The 18,008-nt window shown below is 69.2% G+C and carries 15 protein-coding genes; 6 read left to right on the top strand and 9 right to left on the bottom strand.

Features of this window, described 5'->3' with window-relative positions:
• Window positions 1-84: 84 nt before the first annotated feature.
• Window positions 85-510 (bottom strand): nuclear transport factor 2 family protein, encoded by a 426-nt coding sequence (locus ABZV44_RS11680; RefSeq protein ID WP_354834870.1) that lies wholly within the window; start codon window positions 508-510, stop codon window positions 85-87.
• 84 nt (window positions 511-594) lie between these two features.
• Here ABZV44_RS11680 and ABZV44_RS11675 point away from each other — a divergent pair, with 84 nt between their 5' ends.
• The 3 genes from ABZV44_RS11675 (at window position 595) to ABZV44_RS11665 (ending at window position 3,921) form a co-directional block, all read left to right on the top strand.
• Window positions 595-1,152, top strand: coding sequence for a TetR/AcrR family transcriptional regulator (locus ABZV44_RS11675; RefSeq protein WP_354834867.1), 558 nt, complete (start codon window positions 595-597; stop codon window positions 1,150-1,152).
• Window positions 1,153-1,398: 246 nt separating this feature from the next.
• Window positions 1,399-2,622 (top strand): glutamate ABC transporter substrate-binding protein, encoded by a 1,224-nt coding sequence (locus ABZV44_RS11670; RefSeq protein ID WP_354834864.1) that lies wholly within the window; start codon window positions 1,399-1,401, stop codon window positions 2,620-2,622.
• 75 nt (window positions 2,623-2,697) lie between these two features.
• Complete coding sequence (locus tag ABZV44_RS11665; RefSeq protein ID WP_354834861.1) at window positions 2,698-3,921, top strand: RtcB family protein; 1,224 nt, start codon at window positions 2,698-2,700, stop codon at window positions 3,919-3,921.
• Window positions 3,922-3,927: 6 nt separating this feature from the next.
• Here ABZV44_RS11665 and ABZV44_RS11660 read toward each other — a convergent pair whose 3' ends face one another.
• Entirely contained in the window at window positions 3,928-4,326 is a 399-nt protein-coding gene (locus ABZV44_RS11660; RefSeq protein WP_354834858.1) for a hypothetical protein, read from the bottom strand.
• Window positions 4,327-4,786: 460 nt separating this feature from the next.
• On the opposite strand from ABZV44_RS11660, the gene ABZV44_RS11655 reads away from it, so the two are divergent.
• The gene (locus ABZV44_RS11655; RefSeq protein WP_354834855.1) at window positions 4,787-6,991 is read left to right on the top strand and encodes an ATP-dependent DNA helicase RecQ; all 2,205 of its coding nucleotides are present in this window, start codon (window positions 4,787-4,789) and stop codon (window positions 6,989-6,991) included.
• Between the two features lie 12 nt (window positions 6,992-7,003).
• On the opposite strand, the gene ABZV44_RS11650 is transcribed toward ABZV44_RS11655, so the two are convergent.
• Window positions 7,004-7,510: a MarR family winged helix-turn-helix transcriptional regulator gene (locus tag ABZV44_RS11650; RefSeq protein WP_354834852.1), complete on the bottom strand. Its 507-nt coding sequence runs from the start codon at window positions 7,508-7,510 to the stop codon at window positions 7,004-7,006.
• A 111-nt stretch (window positions 7,511-7,621) separates the two neighbouring features.
• Here ABZV44_RS11650 and ABZV44_RS11645 point away from each other — a divergent pair, with 111 nt between their 5' ends.
• Both ABZV44_RS11645 and ABZV44_RS11640 read left to right on the top strand, forming a co-directional pair.
• On the top strand, window positions 7,622-8,464 hold the full coding sequence (locus tag ABZV44_RS11645; protein WP_354834850.1) for an NAD(P)H-binding protein: 843 nt from the start codon (window positions 7,622-7,624) through the stop codon (window positions 8,462-8,464).
• A 117-nt stretch (window positions 8,465-8,581) separates the two neighbouring features.
• Window positions 8,582-9,682, top strand: coding sequence for a methyltransferase (locus ABZV44_RS11640; RefSeq protein ID WP_354834847.1), 1,101 nt, complete (start codon window positions 8,582-8,584; stop codon window positions 9,680-9,682).
• A gap of 108 nt (window positions 9,683-9,790) precedes the next feature.
• Here the strand turns inward: ABZV44_RS11640 and ABZV44_RS11635 are convergent, their stop codons facing one another.
• From ABZV44_RS11635 to ABZV44_RS11610, 6 genes are all read right to left on the bottom strand, one after another.
• A complete protein-coding gene (locus tag ABZV44_RS11635) occupies window positions 9,791-10,294 on the bottom strand; it encodes a DUF4254 domain-containing protein (RefSeq protein WP_354834844.1) in 504 nt (167 codons plus the stop codon).
• A 322-nt stretch (window positions 10,295-10,616) separates the two neighbouring features.
• Window positions 10,617-11,696 (bottom strand): glutamate 5-kinase, encoded by a 1,080-nt coding sequence (gene proB / locus ABZV44_RS11630; protein ID WP_354835330.1) that lies wholly within the window; start codon window positions 11,694-11,696, stop codon window positions 10,617-10,619.
• A 202-nt stretch (window positions 11,697-11,898) separates the two neighbouring features.
• The gene (obgE, locus tag ABZV44_RS11625) at window positions 11,899-13,353 is read right to left on the bottom strand and encodes a GTPase ObgE (RefSeq protein ID WP_354834841.1); all 1,455 of its coding nucleotides are present in this window, start codon (window positions 13,351-13,353) and stop codon (window positions 11,899-11,901) included.
• Between the two features lie 266 nt (window positions 13,354-13,619).
• Entirely contained in the window at window positions 13,620-13,886 is a 267-nt protein-coding gene (gene rpmA / locus ABZV44_RS11620) for a 50S ribosomal protein L27 (RefSeq protein WP_040806195.1), read from the bottom strand.
• Window positions 13,887-13,926: 40 nt separating this feature from the next.
• Complete coding sequence (rplU, locus tag ABZV44_RS11615) at window positions 13,927-14,238, bottom strand: 50S ribosomal protein L21 (protein ID WP_030512746.1); 312 nt, start codon at window positions 14,236-14,238, stop codon at window positions 13,927-13,929.
• Between the two features lie 339 nt (window positions 14,239-14,577).
• Complete coding sequence (locus ABZV44_RS11610; RefSeq protein WP_354835328.1) at window positions 14,578-17,694, bottom strand: translation initiation factor IF-2 N-terminal domain-containing protein; 3,117 nt, start codon at window positions 17,692-17,694, stop codon at window positions 14,578-14,580.
• Between the last annotated feature and the right edge of the window lie 314 nt (window positions 17,695-18,008).

Below are 18,008 nucleotides of genomic sequence, written 5' to 3'. Positions count from 1 at the left end.
CTCCTCGATCGTCTTGGTTAGGGCAATAATAGTTAATGCGCTAACTGTTCGTCGACGATCGGGTGGGTGATCGATGCCACACGCTCAACCCTGCAGCGCCTGCCGCATGGTCAGGATCCGACCGGTGTCCATGTAGTCACGGAAGAGCGTGACCAGGCCGTTCTGCACGCGAATCACATTGACGGAGCTGCGAATCCAGGCGCGCGGCTGCCCCGGGCGGGTGATGTCGATATCGACCTCGGTAATGAGCAGTTCCGGATCGCCGGTCTCGTGCACGACCGGACGGATGCCGTGCAGCTCCAAACTCGGCATTCCCGACCAGCGGGAGGCCAGGTACTCGCGGATCGCCTCCCGGCCCTCGATGCGGGTGGGCTCGCCGGGAATCAGGAACGGGATCTCGAATACGGCATCCGGATCGAAGAGCGCGACGAACCGGTCGGCATCGCGCGAGGGCAGGCTCTGAAACAGCTGTTCGACAAGGTCACGAGGGGTTTCGACGGAAGTGGACACGACTGCCTCCAAAAAGCGGAACGTTGGACCCGGTTAATATTCGGGGCGTGCGCCCCGTTTGTCAATGGTGGGTAGGCTGTCGGAGTGACGGATCGACCCCTGCGCGCCGATGCGCGCCGCAATCGCGAGCGGGTGCTGGCCGCCGCCCAGGAAGCCTTTGCCGCCGAAGGCCTTTCGGTGCCGCTGGACGAGATCGCCCGGCGGGCCGGCGTCGGGGCGGGCACGGTCTACCGCCACTTCCCCACCAAGGAGGCGCTTTTCGAAGCCGCCATCCTGGATCAGGTCGAGAAGATCACCGCGCACGCCCGCGACCTGACCACCGCCGACGATCCGGGGACGGCGTTCTTCGAATTCCTGGAGCAGCTGGTCCTGCAGGGTGGCGTCAAACGCGACCTCGCGGACGCGTTGCGCGCCAACGGCGGTGACTACCCGCGCACGGTCTCGCGCGACCTCGAAGCAGCACTGGCGACCCTGCTCTCCCGCGCCCAGCAGGCGGGCGCGGTGCGGCCCGACATCAGCGTCGGCGACCTGCTCACCATCATCAAGGGCATCTTCCTCGCCGCACACGACGCGGGCGCGACCCCGGGACTGCGCGAGCGCACCTTCGCGGTGATGACCGACGGATTACGCACCTCGCGCTGACCCGGGCGTTACAAACGGAGACCAGCCCGTCCGGCCGTTCGCAAACCTGGGGCAATAATCGCTGAAATATTGCGGAATTGACTGAGGCGCGGGCGAATCGCGCGTCCAGTTCGGCGATGTCCGCACGTTTTCTCAACTCGGATGCTTTGATGCACCATGTGCTGACCGGTTGCCTCTCCGGCACCTCGGCCCGGGGCTGTTCTTCGACGTTCATCCGCACGAGTTGACGACAGGAGATCGGATTCGATGAAGCGTGCGATCCGCGCCGTCGCGGTTATGACCGGACTGGCACTCGCAGCCTGCGGTAACACCCCGAAACCCGACGATGCTCCGCTGTCGGCGCCACCGCGGACGCTGACCATCGGCATCAAATTCGATCAACCCGGGCTGTCGGTCGAGGGGCCCGACGGCAAACCCTACGGCTTCGATGTCGACACCGCCGTCTACATCGCCGACAAGCTCGGCGTCACCCCCGACCACATCACCTGGCGCGAGGCCCGCACCGATCAGCGCGAGGACCTGTTGAACTCGGGCGCAGTCGATTTCATCGTCGCCTCCTACTCCATCACCGCCGCCCGCCAGCAACTGGTCTCCTTCGCCGGGCCCTACCTACTGGCCGGGCAGGACCTGCTGGTGCGGCAGAGCGAACGCGCCATCGACCAGCCCGAGGACCTGAATGGACGGACCGTCTGCACCGCCGAGGGCTCGACCTCCGCGGACAAGATCCGGCGCAGCTTCGCCCAGAACGTGAAGCTCGCCACCCGCGACACCTACGCGGAGTGCGTCGCCGATCTGATCGCGGGCACCATCGACGCCGTCACCACCGACGACGTCATTCTGGCCGGATACGCCCACGAACACCCGGGCGTGCTGCGCGTGGTCGGGCATCGCTTCACCCGCGAGCGCTACGGGGTCGGCGTGCGCAAGGGCGATCTCGAATTGCAGAGCCGCATCACCACGGTCATCCGCATGATGATCGACGACGGCAGCTGGCGGCGCGCCCTGGACGCCGATCTCACCGCGAGTGGATACCAGCCGCTGCCCGCGCCGGTGGTGTTCAATGCGCCGGATAAAACGGTCACTCCCGGCGATCCGACCAACCTCGATCCGGAATTGGTGAATGCCGCCACGGCCGTCGCGGCCACCTCCAACGCTCGCGACTGGGAGGGCTTTCGTTCCCTGGTCTGCCCCGAAACCGCCGACGTCATCGACCAGATCGTCTTCCAGTACACCCCGCAATTCGATAGATCACTCGGTGCGGAAGTGAAGAACGCGGGCTACACGAACACCGTCACCGGAGTCACCCAGAACGACCCGAACTCCGCCACCTTCGCATTCCACGAAAGCTTCACAAACGTCCCCGAGAAATACCGCAGCTACTTCAAGGACATCGATTACACCGGCACCATGGTCCGGCGCAACGGCGCCTGGAAGCTGTGCGGTCTCGCCGCGGATTTCGTCGAACCCTGACCGCTGGATAAATACGGTGCACCGGGACGGGCGGTGGACCTACCGTGGACGGCAGTCGAGAGGAAGGAAAGTCCCATGTTTCCCGTCGAGCTGCGCGGTACTCGGGCGCAGACGCTCATGTGGGCCCACGAGCACGAGGTCGAGCCGGCCGCGCTGCAGCAGCTGCGAAATATCGCGCAACTGAAGTGGGTATACGGGGTACGGGTGATGCCGGACGTGCACCTGGGCAAGGGCGCGACGGTCGGCTCGGTCATCGCCATGAAGGACGCGGTCGCGCCCGCGGCGGTCGGGGTGGACATCGGTTGCGGAATGGAGGCCGTGCTCACCTCGCTGACCGCGGCCGACCTGCCCGACAACCTGCACTCGCTGCGATCACGAATCGAGGCGGTGCTGCCGGTGGGATTCGCGTCCCACCACGACCCGGTGAACGTGAACCGGTTGAACGCAGAGGTTTTCGGTCAGCGCGCGGCGGGCACCACCCTGCGCGCGGGATGGGACCGCTTCTGGAAGACGTTCGATTCACTGGATCCGGCCGTGCAGGCACGCGAGTCCAAGGCACACAAGCAGATGGGAACGCTGGGCGGCGGCAACCACTTCCAGGAGCTGTGCATCGACACCGAGCAGCGCGTGTGGATCCTGCTGCACTCCGGAAGCCGCAATATCGGCAAGGAACTCGCCGAGCGGCACATGACCGTGGCCCGCAGACTGCCGCACAATGCGGATCTGCCGGATCGCGACCTGGCGGTATTCCTTTCCGGCACACCGGAAATGGATGCCTACCGCCATGACCTGACCTGGGCGCAGGAGTACGCGGCGCGCAACCGCGCCGTCATGCTCGCCCTGGTCTGCAAGGCGGTGCGCGACGAATTCCACGGTCTGGACGTGCGATTCGACGATCCCATTTCCTGCCACCACAACTATGTGGCGGAAGAACTCATCGACGGGATACCCATGCTCGTCACCCGCAAGGGCGCGGTGCGCGCGGGCGCGGGCGACCTGGCGCTGATTCCGGGGTCGATGGGCACGCGCTCGTATGTGGTGCGAGGCAAGGGGAATCCGGCCTCGTTCCAGTCGGCGTCGCACGGCGCGGGCCGGCGGATGAGCCGCAACGCGGCCAAGCGCCAGTTCACCGTGGCCGACCTGGTCGCGCAGACCGAGGGTGTGGAGTCCCGCAAGGACGCCGGGGTGATCGACGAGATCCCGGCAGCCTACAAGGACATCGACCAGGTCATCGCGGCCCAGTCCGACCTGGTCGACATTGTCGCCACACTGCGGCAGGTGCTGTGCGTGAAGGGTTGATCGGGGTCAGCGGCGGCGGAAGGTCGCCGCTGCACCCGCACCCACCAGCAGGATGCCCACGATGAGCGGGAATCCCGTTTGCAGCCACTGGAACAGCGCGATGTGCATGTCGTCGGACACCGGCAGATCGCCGATCAGGCGGAAGGTGTCGTCCGGGAAGATGAAATGGATGATCCCGGGCAGCACCCCCCACACCAGCCCGGCGATGATGGTGCCCGCCGGCGAATAGGCGGCCAGGGCCGCCACCAGCAGGAACACCACTGCGGCAATGAGGATCTCGACGGTGGAGCCGACGCGGTCGGCGAAGTCCCCGAGGATCGTCCACTGCCTGGTCCCGGCCGCGCCGCGGGCGGCGAGGACGATGCCGACGGGGGTCAGGATCAACCCCACCAGCGCGCCGGTCACCGTCCGCGAAACGCCTCCACTACTGCGAAACTCTGTACCCGGCGGAGTCCACCCCGCGGGCGACGGAAACTTCTCCGGCATCTGCGTCTCCCTGCGCACCCCCGGACGCCCTTCGTGCCCGGAACCCTATTGTCCGTCCGCGCACGGGATTCCGCGCGATCTTGACCCCACCGCAACCAAGGCGGTCTCCACCGGTGTTGTACAGGGCAGACGTTTGTCCGGTTCGGAGCATTTGCACTGTTGTCTCCGGGGCGAGATCCGCTGAGTCAGGACCTGCCCAGCTTCCAGGCTCCCCTCGATCGTCTAGTCGGCACGCTCGTCGACGCGCACCTGGCCGCCGGGCGCTGATCGGCGACCGCCCCGGGAACAGCGCAGGTCGCCCGCGCTGGCGGCACGCAAGGGGTGCGAAGTTGGTCGAAAATCCGGGCGGCGGGGGGTGGTGTCGGTGGGGTGGGGCACGATGGAGCGCGTGACCTCGACCGACCCCGCTACCTCGCCCGGCACCGACCCTTCGGCCTCGGCGGCGACCGGCACGTCCCGGCCGTCGCCCGAGGCCGCCGACCCCCGCGCGGCGGCCTCGGGGGCGGTTGGCGCGGGCGGCCTGCGGGAGGACGCCGAGTCGCTGCTGCGGGAGCTGGCCGGGCCGCAGGCGCGGCTGCGCGAGGATCAGTGGATCGCGATCGAGGCGCTCGTAGTGCAGCGGCGTCGGGCACTGGTGGTGCAGCGCACCGGGTGGGGTAAGTCGGCGGTGTACTTCATCTCGGCGAAGCTGCTGCGGGCACAGGGGCGGGGGCCGACGGTGATCGTGTCGCCGCTGCTGGCCCTGATGCGCAACCAGGTCGCGGCGGCCGAACGCGCGGGAGTCGTTGCGGCGACCATCAATTCGGGGAATGTCACCGAGTGGGACGAGATCCACGCGCGGGTGGCGGCCGGAGACGTCGATGTACTGCTGGTGAGTCCGGAGCGCTTGAACAACCCGGACTTCCGCGATTCGGTGCTGCCGAAGCTGGCCGCGGACGCGGGGTTGGTGGTGATCGACGAGGCGCACTGCGTGTCCGACTGGGGTCACGACTTCCGGCCGGACTATCGGCGGATCCGCACGCTCATCGCCGATCTCGGGTCCGAGGTGCCGGTACTGGCGACCACGGCCACCGCCAACGACCGGGTGGTGACCGATGTGGCGACCCAGATCGGCACGGACACATTGGTTTTGCGCGGCAGCCTGGACCGGGAGTCCCTGCATCTGTCGGTGGTGCGCATCCCCGATGCGGTCCAGCGCACGGCCTGGCTCAGCCGGCGGCTGCACGAACTGCCGGGCTCCGGCATCGTCTACACGCTCACGGTGGCCGCGGCCCACGATCTCGCCGACGTTCTCAACTCGCACGGACACCACGTCGCCGCCTACACGGGGCAGACCGACCCCACCGAACGGGAAGCCCTCGAGGCCGCGTTGCTGAACAACGAGGTGAAGGCGCTGATCGCCACCTCCGCGCTCGGAATGGGTTTCGACAAGCCAGATCTCGGCTTCGTCGTGCATCTCGGCGCGCCCTCCTCCCCCATCTCCTACTACCAGCAGGTGGGTCGTGCGGGCCGCGGCACCGAGCGGGCCGAGGTGGTGCTGCTGCCCGGCCACGAGGACCGGCAGATCTGGAGTTACTTCGCGTCGGTGGCCTTCCCGCGCGAGCACATCGTGCGCTCGGTGCTCGCCGCCCTCGACACCGACCGGCCGCTGTCCACCGCCGCCCTGGAACCGCTGGTCGAGCTCAACCGCTCCCGTCTGGAGATGGTGCTCAAGGTGCTGGACGTGGACGGCGCGGTGCGCCGGGTGCGCGGCGGCTGGCTGGGCACCGGTCAGCCCTGGGCCTACGACACCGAACGCTACGAGCGGCTCAGTGTGGCGCGCGAGGCCGAGCAGCAGGCCATGATCGACTACGAGTCCACCGCCGAGTGCCGGATGACGTTCCTGCGCAGGCAACTCGACGATCCCGGCCTCGCCGCGGACGCCCGCTGCGGCCGCTGCGACAACTGCACCGGCACCCGGGTGGACATCGCCGTCGACGCCGCCGACCTGGCCGATATCCGCACCCGCCTGGACCGCCCGGGTCTCGATCTCGCGCCCCGCAAGCAGTGGCCCACCGGCCTGGCCAAACTCGGAATCCCGTTGTCCGGCAAGATCACCGACGGCCCCGAGACCGGGCGCGTCCTGGGCCGCCTCAGCAACCTCGGCTGGGGTCAGCGCCTGCGCCCACTGCTCGACGGCCCCGACGCCCCGATCCCCGACGAGGTCTTCCGCGCCTGCACCACCGTGCTGCGCGAATGGAATTGGGCCCAGCGCCCGACCGCCGTCATGGCTCTGGACTCCGGCGTGCACCCGATCCTGACCCGCTCACTGGCCGCCCGCCTCGCCGAGGTCGGCCGCCTGGCGGACCTCGGCGTCCTCCACCTGCGCCCCGACCTGCCACCGGTCTCCGCCGCCAACTCGGCCCATCGGGTGGCCGCCCTCCACAATGCCTGGGAGACACCGGATCTCACCGCGGTCGACGGCCCAATACTGCTGGTCGACACCCTGACCGACACCGGCTGGACCTTCACCATGGCCGCCCGCATGCTCCGCGCCGCGGGCGCCGCCGCCGTCCTACCCTTCGCCCTGGCCACCCCGTCCTGATCACCGGCGCGCTCAGGCGTCGGCGGGCGGGCGGCGGTTCTTGAGGTCGTCGATGGCGTCGACGTAGCGGAGCATCAGCCGCGCGAAGTCGAGGCGGTCCTGTTCGGGCCATTCGGCGGTGATGTATTCGTAGGCCGCGCGTTGCCGGCGACGGAAGGTGCGCATGAACTCGAGGCCCTGCTCACTCAGCTCGAGGACCGCGCGGCGGCCGTCCAGCTGGGATGGGACCCGCCGCAGGTAGCCCGCCTTGATGCTGTCGGTGACCATGCGGCTCGCCACCGAGGGATCGACGCACATGCCCGCGGCGATACCGCCGACCGTCATCTCCTGCCCGGGATCATGGGGTTCTCGGCCGGGGCCCTGAGAGCAGCCGAGCACCATGCCCAGCAGCAGGGCCCGAGTCGAATCCTTGGTGCTGATGGGGTTTTCGACCTCCTGGAGGACACCGCGGCGGAGCTTGCCGAATGCCGGTCCGATGGCATCGAGCAGCTCGTCGGGGGTGCGGTCGTCCTGGGTCATGGGCACATCGTATCTGCATGCATTCGCGAACATATGTGTTGACTCGCAAATGTGTGCATGACAGCATGCATTTGTCCATCTGCATGGATTCTCACTCGATCGGAGTACGCCATGACCATCCTCGTCACCGGCGCCCGCGGCCAGATCGGCCGCGCCGTCCTCACCGCACTGCGGGCCCGGGGGCTGCCCGTCCGCGCGGCCAGCAAGGACCCGTCCGCCCTCGACCTCCCCGCCGGCATCGAGGTCGTCGCACTGCGCGGCGACGATCCCGAAAGCCTCACCGCCGCACTGGAAAACGTGCGCCAGGTCTTCCTCTACGCCGACCCCGGCACCGCGACCACCTTCGTGCGGGCCGCCGAGCAGGCCGGAGTCGAGCACGTCGTACTGCTGTCGTCCTCCGCGGTCGACTCCCCCGACGCCGCTTCCAATCCCATCGGCGCCAGCCATCTGGCGGTCGAAAAGGCGCTCGCCGCTTCGACTCTCGCCACCACCACGCTGCGACCGGGCGGATTCGACAGCAATGCCTTCGGCTGGATCCCGGCCGTCTCGGCGGGACAGCCCATCGAGCACGCCTACCCGGACGCCGCCCTGGCCATGATCCACCCGCTGGATATCGCCGATATCGCCGTCGCCGCCCTCACCGGCCCCGAATTGCGCGGCCGCACAGTCAGTCTCACCGGCCCCGAAGCGATCAGCTTCCGCGCGCAGATCGCCACGCTGTCGGAGGCCATCGGCCGGGAGATCCCGATCGTCACCATCACCCCGGAGCAAGCGCAGGCACAGCTGTCGCAAACCATGCCGCCGTACATCGTGGACGCGCTGCTGACCATCTGGGCGCTCACCACCGAGCAGCCCGAGACCCCGGCCGACACCACCGACACCCTGCTGGGCGTTCCGGGCCGCACCTTCGCGCAATGGGCCCGTGAGAACGCCGCCGCCTTCACCGCCGGCTGACCCGCGCCACGTCGGGGCTGATCGCCCCGCTGTCACGGAAATTACTGCCCACCAGGGACGCAGCGCGTAGGCTCAGGCAAATCCCGCAGTCGCCGAACGATCCCGGGGAGTTCATCCATGGCGTCCGCATCACTCAAAGCTCCACCGTTGCCGTTCCTGCGCGCCATCACCTGGCTCCGCGACGGCATGTACGCCCTGCATCGGCGGATGGTTCCCGGGCACATCGCGCTCCTGGAACTGGCCACGGCCGGATACCTCAGTCAGGCCACCTGCGCGGCGGCCGAGCTGGGCATCGCCGACGCGCTCGCCGAGGGCCCCAGGCAGCCGGCCGACCTCGCAGCGGCGGTCGGCGCGAACGAGGACGCGCTGCGGCGGCTCATGCGCCTGCTGATCAGTGCGGGCGTGTTCGCCCAGCGCCGGGACGGCGCGTACGAGCTGACCGGCATGTCGCAGGCGCTGTGCTCGGATGCGCCGGTCACACTGCGGGATCTGCTCCTGTTCTTCGGGGCCGATCTGCATCGCAAGCACTGGACGCACCTCAGCGGCTCGGTCCGGTCCGGCGGATCACTCTGGCCCGAGCTGGAAGGCATGGAGTTCTTCGAGTTCGCCGACAAGCATCCCGAGGCGGGGGAGATCTTCGACCGCGCCATGACCAGCGTCAGCAGTCTGTCCAACGAGCCGTTGCAGGCCGCCTTCGACTTCGGCCGCTTCGGCTCGATCGTGGATGTCGGCGGCGGGCGCGGCAGCCTGCTCGTCGACATCCTGCAACGCCACCCCTCCATGCGCGGCACCGTCTTCGACCTGCCCCGCGTGCGGGAAGGCCTCGAGGAAGAGCTCCGGATGCCGGGCCTGACCGGCCGTCTGACCTTCGAGCCGGGCAGCTTCTTCGACTCGGTCCCCAAGGGGGCCGACGCCTACCTGCTCAAACACATCCTGCACGACTGGTCGGACGAGGATGCCGAACGCATCCTGCGCACCATCCGCGCCGCCATGGAATCCGAGGCGCGCCTGCTCATCATCGAAATGGTCATGCCGCAACACCACCGCCCGCACCCGGGCAAGATCATCGACCTGGAGATGCTGATCCAGACCCGGGGCGGCCGGGAACGCACCCAGACCGAATTCGGAAACCTGCTCTCCCGCAGCGGATTCGTGCTCACCGGGGTGACCGCGACCGCCGCCCCCGACTGCGTGATCGAGGCCCATCCGGCATGGTGATCGGGCCTGCTGCCCGATGAGTGAGGCGCCCGCGGGGCGTGTCCGGCGTATGGTCACACGCCCGGCGCGGGCCTCCCGCCACCCGGATGCGGTTGCCGCACCGGCACTTCAGGCGGAACGGCGGATTCTCGGGCCGACAACCCCTGCGGCCCGATCGGTCCAGCCGTCCGCCATCTGCGCCAGCAGGAACCAGGCGGCGTGTACTTGTTCGTCCGATACGTTCTCGGCCGTCCGGAGCAGATGCACAGCGCGCACATGGGCGGCCGCCATGGCATCCACCACGGCCCCGAGGGATTCGGCCCGCGCTGCACCCCTCGGCAGCGCCCGGCTCGTCACCCACTCGTCGATGAACGAGACCAGTTGAGCGCGTAGCTCGTCGATCCCGCCCGCATCGCCGGACTGTTCCCGCCGCTGCAGGTGCAGTTCGGCCAGGGCCCGGGCCCAGCGGGTGACCGCGTGATCCTCGGGCTGATCACCGATGTGGCCGCAGAAGGCGGCCAGCAGTTCATGCCAATCGGGCAGTAGTGGGCGTTCGGCGAACCTCTCCTCGAAAGTCGTGTCACGTCCGCTCGCCCGCCACAGCTGTGTGCTATCAGGTTGCGGTACGTACATACCTACCTCCACGGGCGGTGCGGCGCACCCGGAGCCGCGGGCGATCACCGGACCGCGAGCCCGGCGCGGCAAGGGCGGACCGCGCCGGATCCAGGCGACCGCTATCGGCGAAGGGCACATCTCGATGCGGCACCGGGTGCTCCTCAAGCATGAACCTCCGGGCCGTCCCGCCCACTGCCCTTCCCCCGCCCTCCCCCTGCCCCTCGCCCGTGCGACCAACCGACCGGTTCGTGGCGTTACTTCGCCTCTCCCCCAATGCAATTCGCCCGTAACCGGCACTTCGCCTTCGCGAGCCGCGGGCGAAACCAGACCTTCACCGGGGCTAGACCTTCACCAGATCGTCGGCATGCACGACCGGGCGCTGCATGCTGTCGGGAAGGGCGGTGGTGGAACGGCCCTTCATGGTCTCCAATTCGTCGCTGTCATAAGCGGCCACGCCACGCGCGACCAGTTGGCCGCCGGGCGCGATCAGATCGACGACGTCACCGGCATAGAAGTGACCCGCCACCTCGGTGATCCCCGCCGCCAGCAGCGAGTGGCGGCGCTCCGACACGGCCGCGACCGCGCCCGCGTCCAGATGCACCGCGCCCCGGGCGTCGGCAGCATGCCGGACCCAGAACTTGCGAGCCGAGAGCCGCACCGGACGCGCGGCGAAAGCGGTGCCCACGGTCGCGCCCGAAAGCGCCGCTCCCGCATCCGAAGCCGCGGCCAGCAACACCGGCACGCCGGCATCCGCGGCCAGGCGGGCCGCCGACAGCTTCGAGGCCATGCCGCCGGTGCCCAGCGCGCCACCGGATCCGGCGATGACGCCGTCCAGATCGGCGCTGCTGCGCACCTCGGGAATGAAGTTCGCCGCACCCTTGCGCGGATCGCCGTCGTAGAGACCGTCGACATCCGACAGCAGGATCAGGGCATCCGCTCCGACCAGGTGGGCCACCAGCGCCGCCAGCCGGTCATTGTCGCCGAACCGGATCTCTTCCGTTGCGACAGTGTCGTTCTCGTTCACCACCGCGATGGCGTGCAGTGAGCGCAGACGGTCCAGGGTGCGCTGGGCATTGCGATGCGGCTCACGGCGGCCGAAGTCGCCCGCGCTCAACAGCACCTGGCCGACGACGCGATCGTAGCGGGCGAACGAGGTGCCCCAGGCGTGCGCCAGCGCCAGCTGCCCGACACTCGCGGCGGCCTGCTTGGTGGCGAGATCCCTTGGGCGCTTGGACAATCCGAGCGGAGCCATGCCCGCGCCGATGGCGCCCGAGGACACCACCACCAGATCCGATCCCGCGCGCATGCGGGCCTCGACCGCATCGGCCAGCCGGTCCAGCCGGCCGGTGTCGAGTCCGCCCTCCAGGGAGGTCAGCGCCGACGAGCCGATCTTCACCACCACACTGCGCGCCGACGCGATCGCCTGCCGCGCCGCACTGAGCTCTCCAGAACCAGCACTGAGCTCTCCGAGTCCAGCGCCCTGTCCCGTCACCTGAGTGCCGCTCGAACCCACTTGCACCACACCTCAATTCGCCCGCGGCGCCGCAGCGCCGTCGCGCCCGAATCCGTTGCCCACCCGCATCGGCCGCCCGCTCCGTCGCGAACGGCCCTGCGGCACTGTATTACTCGTCGTCCTCGGTCACCAGACCGCGGCGCACGCGCGAGGCGTGCTTCCGCTCGGCGGCGCCGATGCGTTCGGTCTGATCCAGGCGCGGGTCCACGCCGCGACGGGTCATCAGGGTCTCCACACCGGCGGAAATCGAAGGCTCCCAATCGAAGCAGTAATCCGCGATGGTGACCGACGCACCCGGCTCCGCGCCGAGCTTGACCAACTCGTCCTCGACACCGAGGCGGGCCAGCCGGTCGGCCAGGTAGCCCACGGCCTCGTCATTGTCGAACTGGGTCTGGTGCACCCACCGCTCGGGCCGCTCACCGATGACGATGAAGCCGCCCTCGACCTCGGGATCCTGAATGACCCGGAAACCGCTGTCGCCCTTGGCGACCGGTCGGATGATCTGCCGCTTCGGCTCCGCCTTCGGATGCGCCGCCCGGTACTCGGCGACCATCTCCGCGAGCGCGAAGGTCAACGGCCGCAAGCCTTCCCGGCTCACCGCCGAGATCTTGTAGACCGGCCAGCCGCGCTTCTCGAACTCCGGCAGCACGAACTCGGCCAGCTCGTCGGCATCCGGGATATCGGCCTTGTTCAGGATGACCACGCGCGGGCGATCCGCCAGATCACCCAGACCGGCGTCGCCCACCAGCGCGGGCTGGTACGCGGCCAGCTCGGCCTCCAGCGCGTCCACATCCGACACCGGGTCACGGCCCGGCTCCAGCGTCGCGCAGTCCACCACGTGGGCCAGCACCGCGCAGCGCTCCAGATGCCGCAGGAAATCCAGGCCCAGGCCGCGGCCCTCGCTCGCACCCGGGATCAGACCGGGCACATCGGCCACGGTGAAAGTGGTGTCACCCGACAGCACCACACCGAGATTCGGCACCAGCGTGGTGAACGGGTAATCCGCGATCTTCGGCTTGGCCGCCGACAGCACCGACACCAGCGACGACTTGCCGGCCGACGGGAAGCCCACCAGGCCCACATCCGCCACCGACTTCAGCTCGAGCACCAGATCGCGCTCCTGGCCGTCCTCGCCGAGCAGCGCGAAACCGGGCGCCTTGCGCGACTTGGACACCAGCGCGGCATTGCCCAGCCCGCCGCGGCCGCCCTGCGCCGCCACGTACGTCGAACCCACCCCGATCAGGTCGGCCAGCACCTCACCGTCGGTGCTCATGACGACGGTGCCGTCCGGCACCTTCAGCAGCAGCCCCTCGCCCTGCTTGCCATTGCGGTTGCCGCCCTCACCGGGCTTGCCGTTGCCGCCCTTGGCATGCGGGTGGAAGTGGAAGTCCAGCAGGGTGTGCACATTGGGGTCGACCTCGAGGACCACATCCCCGCCATTGCCGCCATTACCGCCATCCGGGCCTCCCAGGGGCATGAACTTCTCACGCCGCACCGAGGCACACCCGTGCCCACCCTTGCCCGCGCGCACGTGCAAAACGACACGGTCGATGAATTTGGACATATCGGTGATCATCCTCCTTCAGGACTAGTCGACTCTGTCTAATTTGCCCTCCGCTGCGCTCCGGGCTGGTTCGCGGCGCTGAAGGTCTCGTTCTTCCCTCCTCCGCTCCTCCGCTTCGCTCCCCCGCTCCGTCAGTCCAGAACGAGACGCGCCGCGAACCTGTGAGCATCGGCGGTGTGGTGCTGCTGTAAACAGCAAAGCGGGCCAGGGTTGATCCAAACCCTGACCCGCTTCGGAAGCTTGTGGAGCGAACTCCGGTGCGCCGGTCAGGCGTTCACCGGCTCCGGAACCACGATGTTGACGGTCTTGCGACCACGCTTGGTGCCGAACTGCACCGCGCCCGCCTCGAGGGCGAACAGCGTGTCGTCGCCGCCACGGCCGACATTCACGCCGGGGTGGAAGTGCGTGCCGCGCTGGCGAACCAGGATCTCGCCGGCCTTGACGGTCTGACCGCCGAAGCGCTTCACACCGAGCCGCTGGGCATTCGAATCGCGACCGTTGCGCGAGCTGGATGCACCCTTCTTATGTGCCATTTCAGAACTCCTCGTGCCGGGGTGCGAACCCCAAGTCGGATTACTTGATGCCGGTGACCTTCAGGACCGTCAGCTTCTGACGGTGGCCCTGACGCTTGTGGTAGCCGGTCTTGTTCTTGAACTTGTGGATGCGGATCTTCGGGCCCTTGGTCTGTTCGACGACCTCGGCGGACACGGAAACCTTCGCCAGCTTGTCAGCATCGGTGGTCAGCTCGGCGCCGTCAACGACCAGCACCGGCGACAGCGACACCGCAGTGCCCGGCTCACCCTCGATCTTCTCGACCTTCACCAGGTCACCGACCGCGACCTTGTACTGCTTTCCGCCGGTCTTGACGATCGCGTACGTTGCCATCGGTCGGCTGCCCTTCTTTCTCTTCAAGTGCGCGAAGTGCTCGGCACTCTGCTCACACGGCCGGTCGCCCGGTTCGCACCGGAAACCGCCGCAGACTGGTCTGGTGGTTTTCACCGCCGCCTCGGGCCTTTGGTTCAACCGAACCGAACCGGGCCCACTCACAGCACTAGTCACAACAGAGTGCCGTCGCAGGGGGCAGCGACTGACCAAGACTACAGGACACGGCCGACCCCCTCCAAACCGGGCCGCACCCCACCCCCGATGGTGTTCGTCACCGCCTGAAAAGGCCGTGGCCCCGCCGGAATTCGGCGGGGCCACGGCCTTGCTGACGGGAGTCGACTAGTTCTCGCCCTCCGGCGCACCGGCGGGACGGCCCGCGGCCCGGCGACGCGGGCGGGCCCGCGGCGGCACCGCGGCCGGAGCCAGATCGTCCAGGTTGAAGCCCGGCTTGTCGGACTGATCCGCGCTGGAGAGCACGAACACCGCACCCTGGCTGTCGGCGGCCGGGGCCGAGGCCGTGCGCGCCACCCGGCGACGGGTAGGACGACGACCGGGCTGCGCTTCGGCGGCGGCCACGGCGGCGACCGCCGCGTGAGCCTCGGCGATCGGCGATTCCGTGGCCACAGGCTCGGACTCGGCCACGACGGTGTCCACGGCGGGCGCGGTGCCGTTGGTGGCGGGCGCGGGCTCGACCGCCGCCTCCTCGGTGGCGGTCTCGACCTCGGACACCGCGCGCTCGGCCAGGGCGGCCTCGGCGGCGGCGTTCTCGGCCTCGCGGACGATGACGGACTCGGCGGCCTCGACATCGGCCACGCTCGCCGATTCACCCTCGGCCAGCACCGCATTCGCGGCATCGGCGGCGGCGAGGGCGTCCTCGTCCGCCGCGTGCACGGTCTCCTCGGCGGCGTGCGCGGCCATGGCCATGGCGACCGGGTGGGCGCGCTTGGCCGCGGCCTGCTCGGCCTTGACCTCGTGCTTCTCGACCTTCTCCTCGACCACCGGTTCGACGGCCGGAGCCTCGACGGCGGCCGCGCTGCGGTCCTTGCGGCGGCGGCGCGAACCCTCACGACGGCTCACACCCTCGCCGCCGTCCCCGGCCGGAGCCGACGACTCGACGGGATAGTTGTGCACCAGGATGCCGCGGCCGTGGCAGGTCTCGCAGGTGGTGGAGAACGCCTCGACCAGGCCGGTGCCCAGCTTCTTGCGGGTCATCTGGACCAGGCCCAGCGAGGTGACCTCGGAGACCTGGTGGCGGGTGCGGTCCCGGCCCAGCGCCTCGGTGAGGCGGCGCAGCACCAGATCCCGGTTCGACTCCAGGACCATGTCGATGAAGTCGACGACGATCATGCCGCCGATATCGCGCAGCCGCATCTGGCGCACGATCTCCTCGGCCGCCTCCAGGTTGTTGCGGGTCACGGTCTCTTCGAGATTCGACCCGCCCGACCCGGTGAACTTGCCGGTGTTGACGTCGATGACGGTCATGGCCTCGGTGCGGTCGATCACCAGGGTGCCGCCGGAGGGCAGCCACACCTTGCGGTCGAGCGCCTTCGCCAGCTGCTCGTCGATGCGCAGGGAACCGAACACGTCCAGGCCGTTGTTCTCGTGGCGCTCGACCCGGGCCAGCATGTCCGGGGCGACCGTGCGGACGTAGTTCTCCACCGTGGTCCAGGCGCGCTCGCCCTCGATGACCAGCTTGGAGAAGTCCTCGTTGAACAGGTCGCGGACCACCTTGACCAGCAGGTCCGGCTCTTCGTACAGGGTCTTGGGCGCGCCCGAGCCGTTCTTGGACTGCTCCTCGATGGTGCGCCAGGTCGCCTGCAGCCGTTCCACATCGCGGGCCAGCTCGGCCTCGGAGACACCCTCCGACGCGGTGCGGATGATGACGCCCGCGTCCTGCGGCACGATGTCGCGCAGGATCTCCTTGAGCCGCTTGCGCTCGGTGTCGGGCAGCTTGCGGGAGATACCGGTCGAGGTACCGCCCGGCACGTACACCAGGAAGCGACCGGCCAGGCTGATCTGCGTGGTCAGGCGGGCGCCCTTGTGGCCCACCGGATCCTTCGAGACCTGCACCAGCACGGTGTCACCGGGCCGCAGCGCCTGCTCGATCTTGCGCTCCTTGCCGCCCAGACCGGCGGCCTCCCAGTTCACCTCACCCGCGTACAGCACGCCGTTGCGGCCGCGGCCGATGTCGACGAACGCCGCCTCCATCGACGGCAGCACGTTCTGCACCTTGCCCAGGTACACATTGCCGACCATGGACGCCGACCCGGTGGAGGTCACGAAGTGCTCGACCAGGATGTTGTCCTCGAGCACCGCGACCTGGGTGGTGGAGGTGGGGTGCTCGAGGAAGTGCTTCTCGCGCACCACCATCACCCGGTCCACCGCTTCGCGGCGGGCCAGGAACTCCGACTCGGTCAGGATGGGCGGACGCCGGCGGCCGGCCTCGCGACCGTCCCGGCGGCGCTGGCGCTTGGCCTCCAGGCGGGTCGAGCCGCTGATGCCCTGCACCTCGTCCACCTGCGCGGCGCGGCGCTTGCTGCGCGGCTCGCGCTCGTGCACAACGGTGTTCGGCGGATCGTCGTCGGCGGCCTCGGGCTCGTTGTCGTCCCCGCCCTTGCGGCGGCGACGGCGACGGCGGCGACGGCTGCTCGAGCCCTCGGGCACGGCCGCGCCCTCGTCCTCGTCCTCGGCGACGTCGGCGGATTCGGCCGACTCGTCGGCCTCGCCCTCGGGCTGCTCGTCGCCCTCGGCCTCATCGGTGTCGTTTTCTCCGTGCTGTTCGCCACGACCGCGACCGCGACCCCGGCGACCCCGGCGGCGACGCCGCGAGGTGCCTTCACCGCGCTGGTCGCGGTCCTGGTCGCCGTCCCACTCGCCCTCGTCCTCGGTGTCCTCGGACGCGGCCTCCTCGGTGGCTGCCTTGGCCTCGAGCTCCTGCTCCTCAGCAGCCTGCTCCTCGGCCCGGGCCTTGCGACCGGCGCGCTCGGCGCGGCGCTGGCGGCGGGCGTCCTCGGCGGCCGCGGCGTCCGGCGCCTGGAACAGCGGCGCGGCCACCATGGCGGACGGCTGGTACTGGACCGGCTCCTCGAGCTGCGGCTCGGCCTGGAACGGGCTCGCGAACAGCGTGGTCTGCTGGACCGCGGGCGCGGCAGCCTCGGTGTCCTCGACGGCCTCCACCTCCTCGGCGGCGATCTCGTCGGCCGCCCGGTCGTCGTCGGCGGCGATGGCCGCGTCGACGGTGGCCTCGGCGATCGGCTCGGGCCCGGCCGGGGCGGATTCGACCAGCTCGACCTCACGCGGGCCGAAGGCGTCACGGACGGTCTCGGCGACGGTGCGGTCCAGACTCGATTGCGGGCTTCGCGCCTGCGCGCCCATCTCGGTCAGGTGGGCCAGAATACGTTTGCTGGTAGTGCCCAGCAGCTTCGCCAGTGCGTGCACTCGGATCCGTTCCGGCAATTGTTCGGCAGCCGGGGTGATCTGAGCGCCCTCCCCTTCACCGTTGCTCTGCGATGCTTCCAGCGGCTCTTGATCGGCCACGAAATCTCCTCGGGGCCCCCGGGCGCGTTCCTCCGAGGAGCGACGCGGCCGACGCGGGGGCGCTTGTCTTGTCGACCTCACGCCCGGGGGCGCGCGATCGTAAGTCTTCGCGCCGCGTGTCCCGTTATCACCGGTATCTCGTCGTTCGGGCTAACAGTTCACGTGGCGCCTGGTTTGGTTGGCTCAACTCCGTGTCACGAGCGTTCATCCAGCGTGCCTGCCCGGCGGCCGAG

Origin of the sequence: Nocardia sp. NPDC004860 (assembly GCF_040609015.1) — a bacterium.
Lineage (GTDB): Bacteria > Actinomycetota > Actinomycetes > Mycobacteriales > Mycobacteriaceae > Nocardia.
The sequence above is the reverse complement of the archived record's forward strand: the minus strand, read 5'-3'. Positions and strand labels throughout refer to the sequence as shown.

Excerpts from the sequence above, each read along its gene's own strand:
- ABZV44_RS11665 (WP_354834861.1), top strand. The coding sequence starts at position 2,698 with ATGTTTCCCGTCGAGCTGCGCGGTACTCGGGCGCAGACGCTCATGTGG.
- obgE (WP_354834841.1), bottom strand. The coding sequence starts at position 13,353 with ATGTCCAAATTCATCGACCGTGTCGTTTTGCACGTGCGCGCGGGCAAG.
- ABZV44_RS11655 (WP_354834855.1), top strand. The coding sequence starts at position 4,787 with ATGGAGCGCGTGACCTCGACCGACCCCGCTACCTCGCCCGGCACCGAC.
- ABZV44_RS11650 (WP_354834852.1), bottom strand. The coding sequence starts at position 7,510 with ATGACCCAGGACGACCGCACCCCCGACGAGCTGCTCGATGCCATCGGA.
- ABZV44_RS11670 (WP_354834864.1), top strand. The coding sequence starts at position 1,399 with ATGAAGCGTGCGATCCGCGCCGTCGCGGTTATGACCGGACTGGCACTC.
- ABZV44_RS11640 (WP_354834847.1), top strand. The coding sequence starts at position 8,582 with ATGGCGTCCGCATCACTCAAAGCTCCACCGTTGCCGTTCCTGCGCGCC.
- rpmA (WP_040806195.1), bottom strand. The coding sequence starts at position 13,886 with ATGGCACATAAGAAGGGTGCATCCAGCTCGCGCAACGGTCGCGATTCG.
- ABZV44_RS11635 (WP_354834844.1), bottom strand. The coding sequence starts at position 10,294 with ATGTACGTACCGCAACCTGATAGCACACAGCTGTGGCGGGCGAGCGGA.
- ABZV44_RS11645 (WP_354834850.1), top strand. The coding sequence starts at position 7,622 with ATGACCATCCTCGTCACCGGCGCCCGCGGCCAGATCGGCCGCGCCGTC.
- rplU (WP_030512746.1), bottom strand. The coding sequence starts at position 14,238 with ATGGCAACGTACGCGATCGTCAAGACCGGCGGAAAGCAGTACAAGGTC.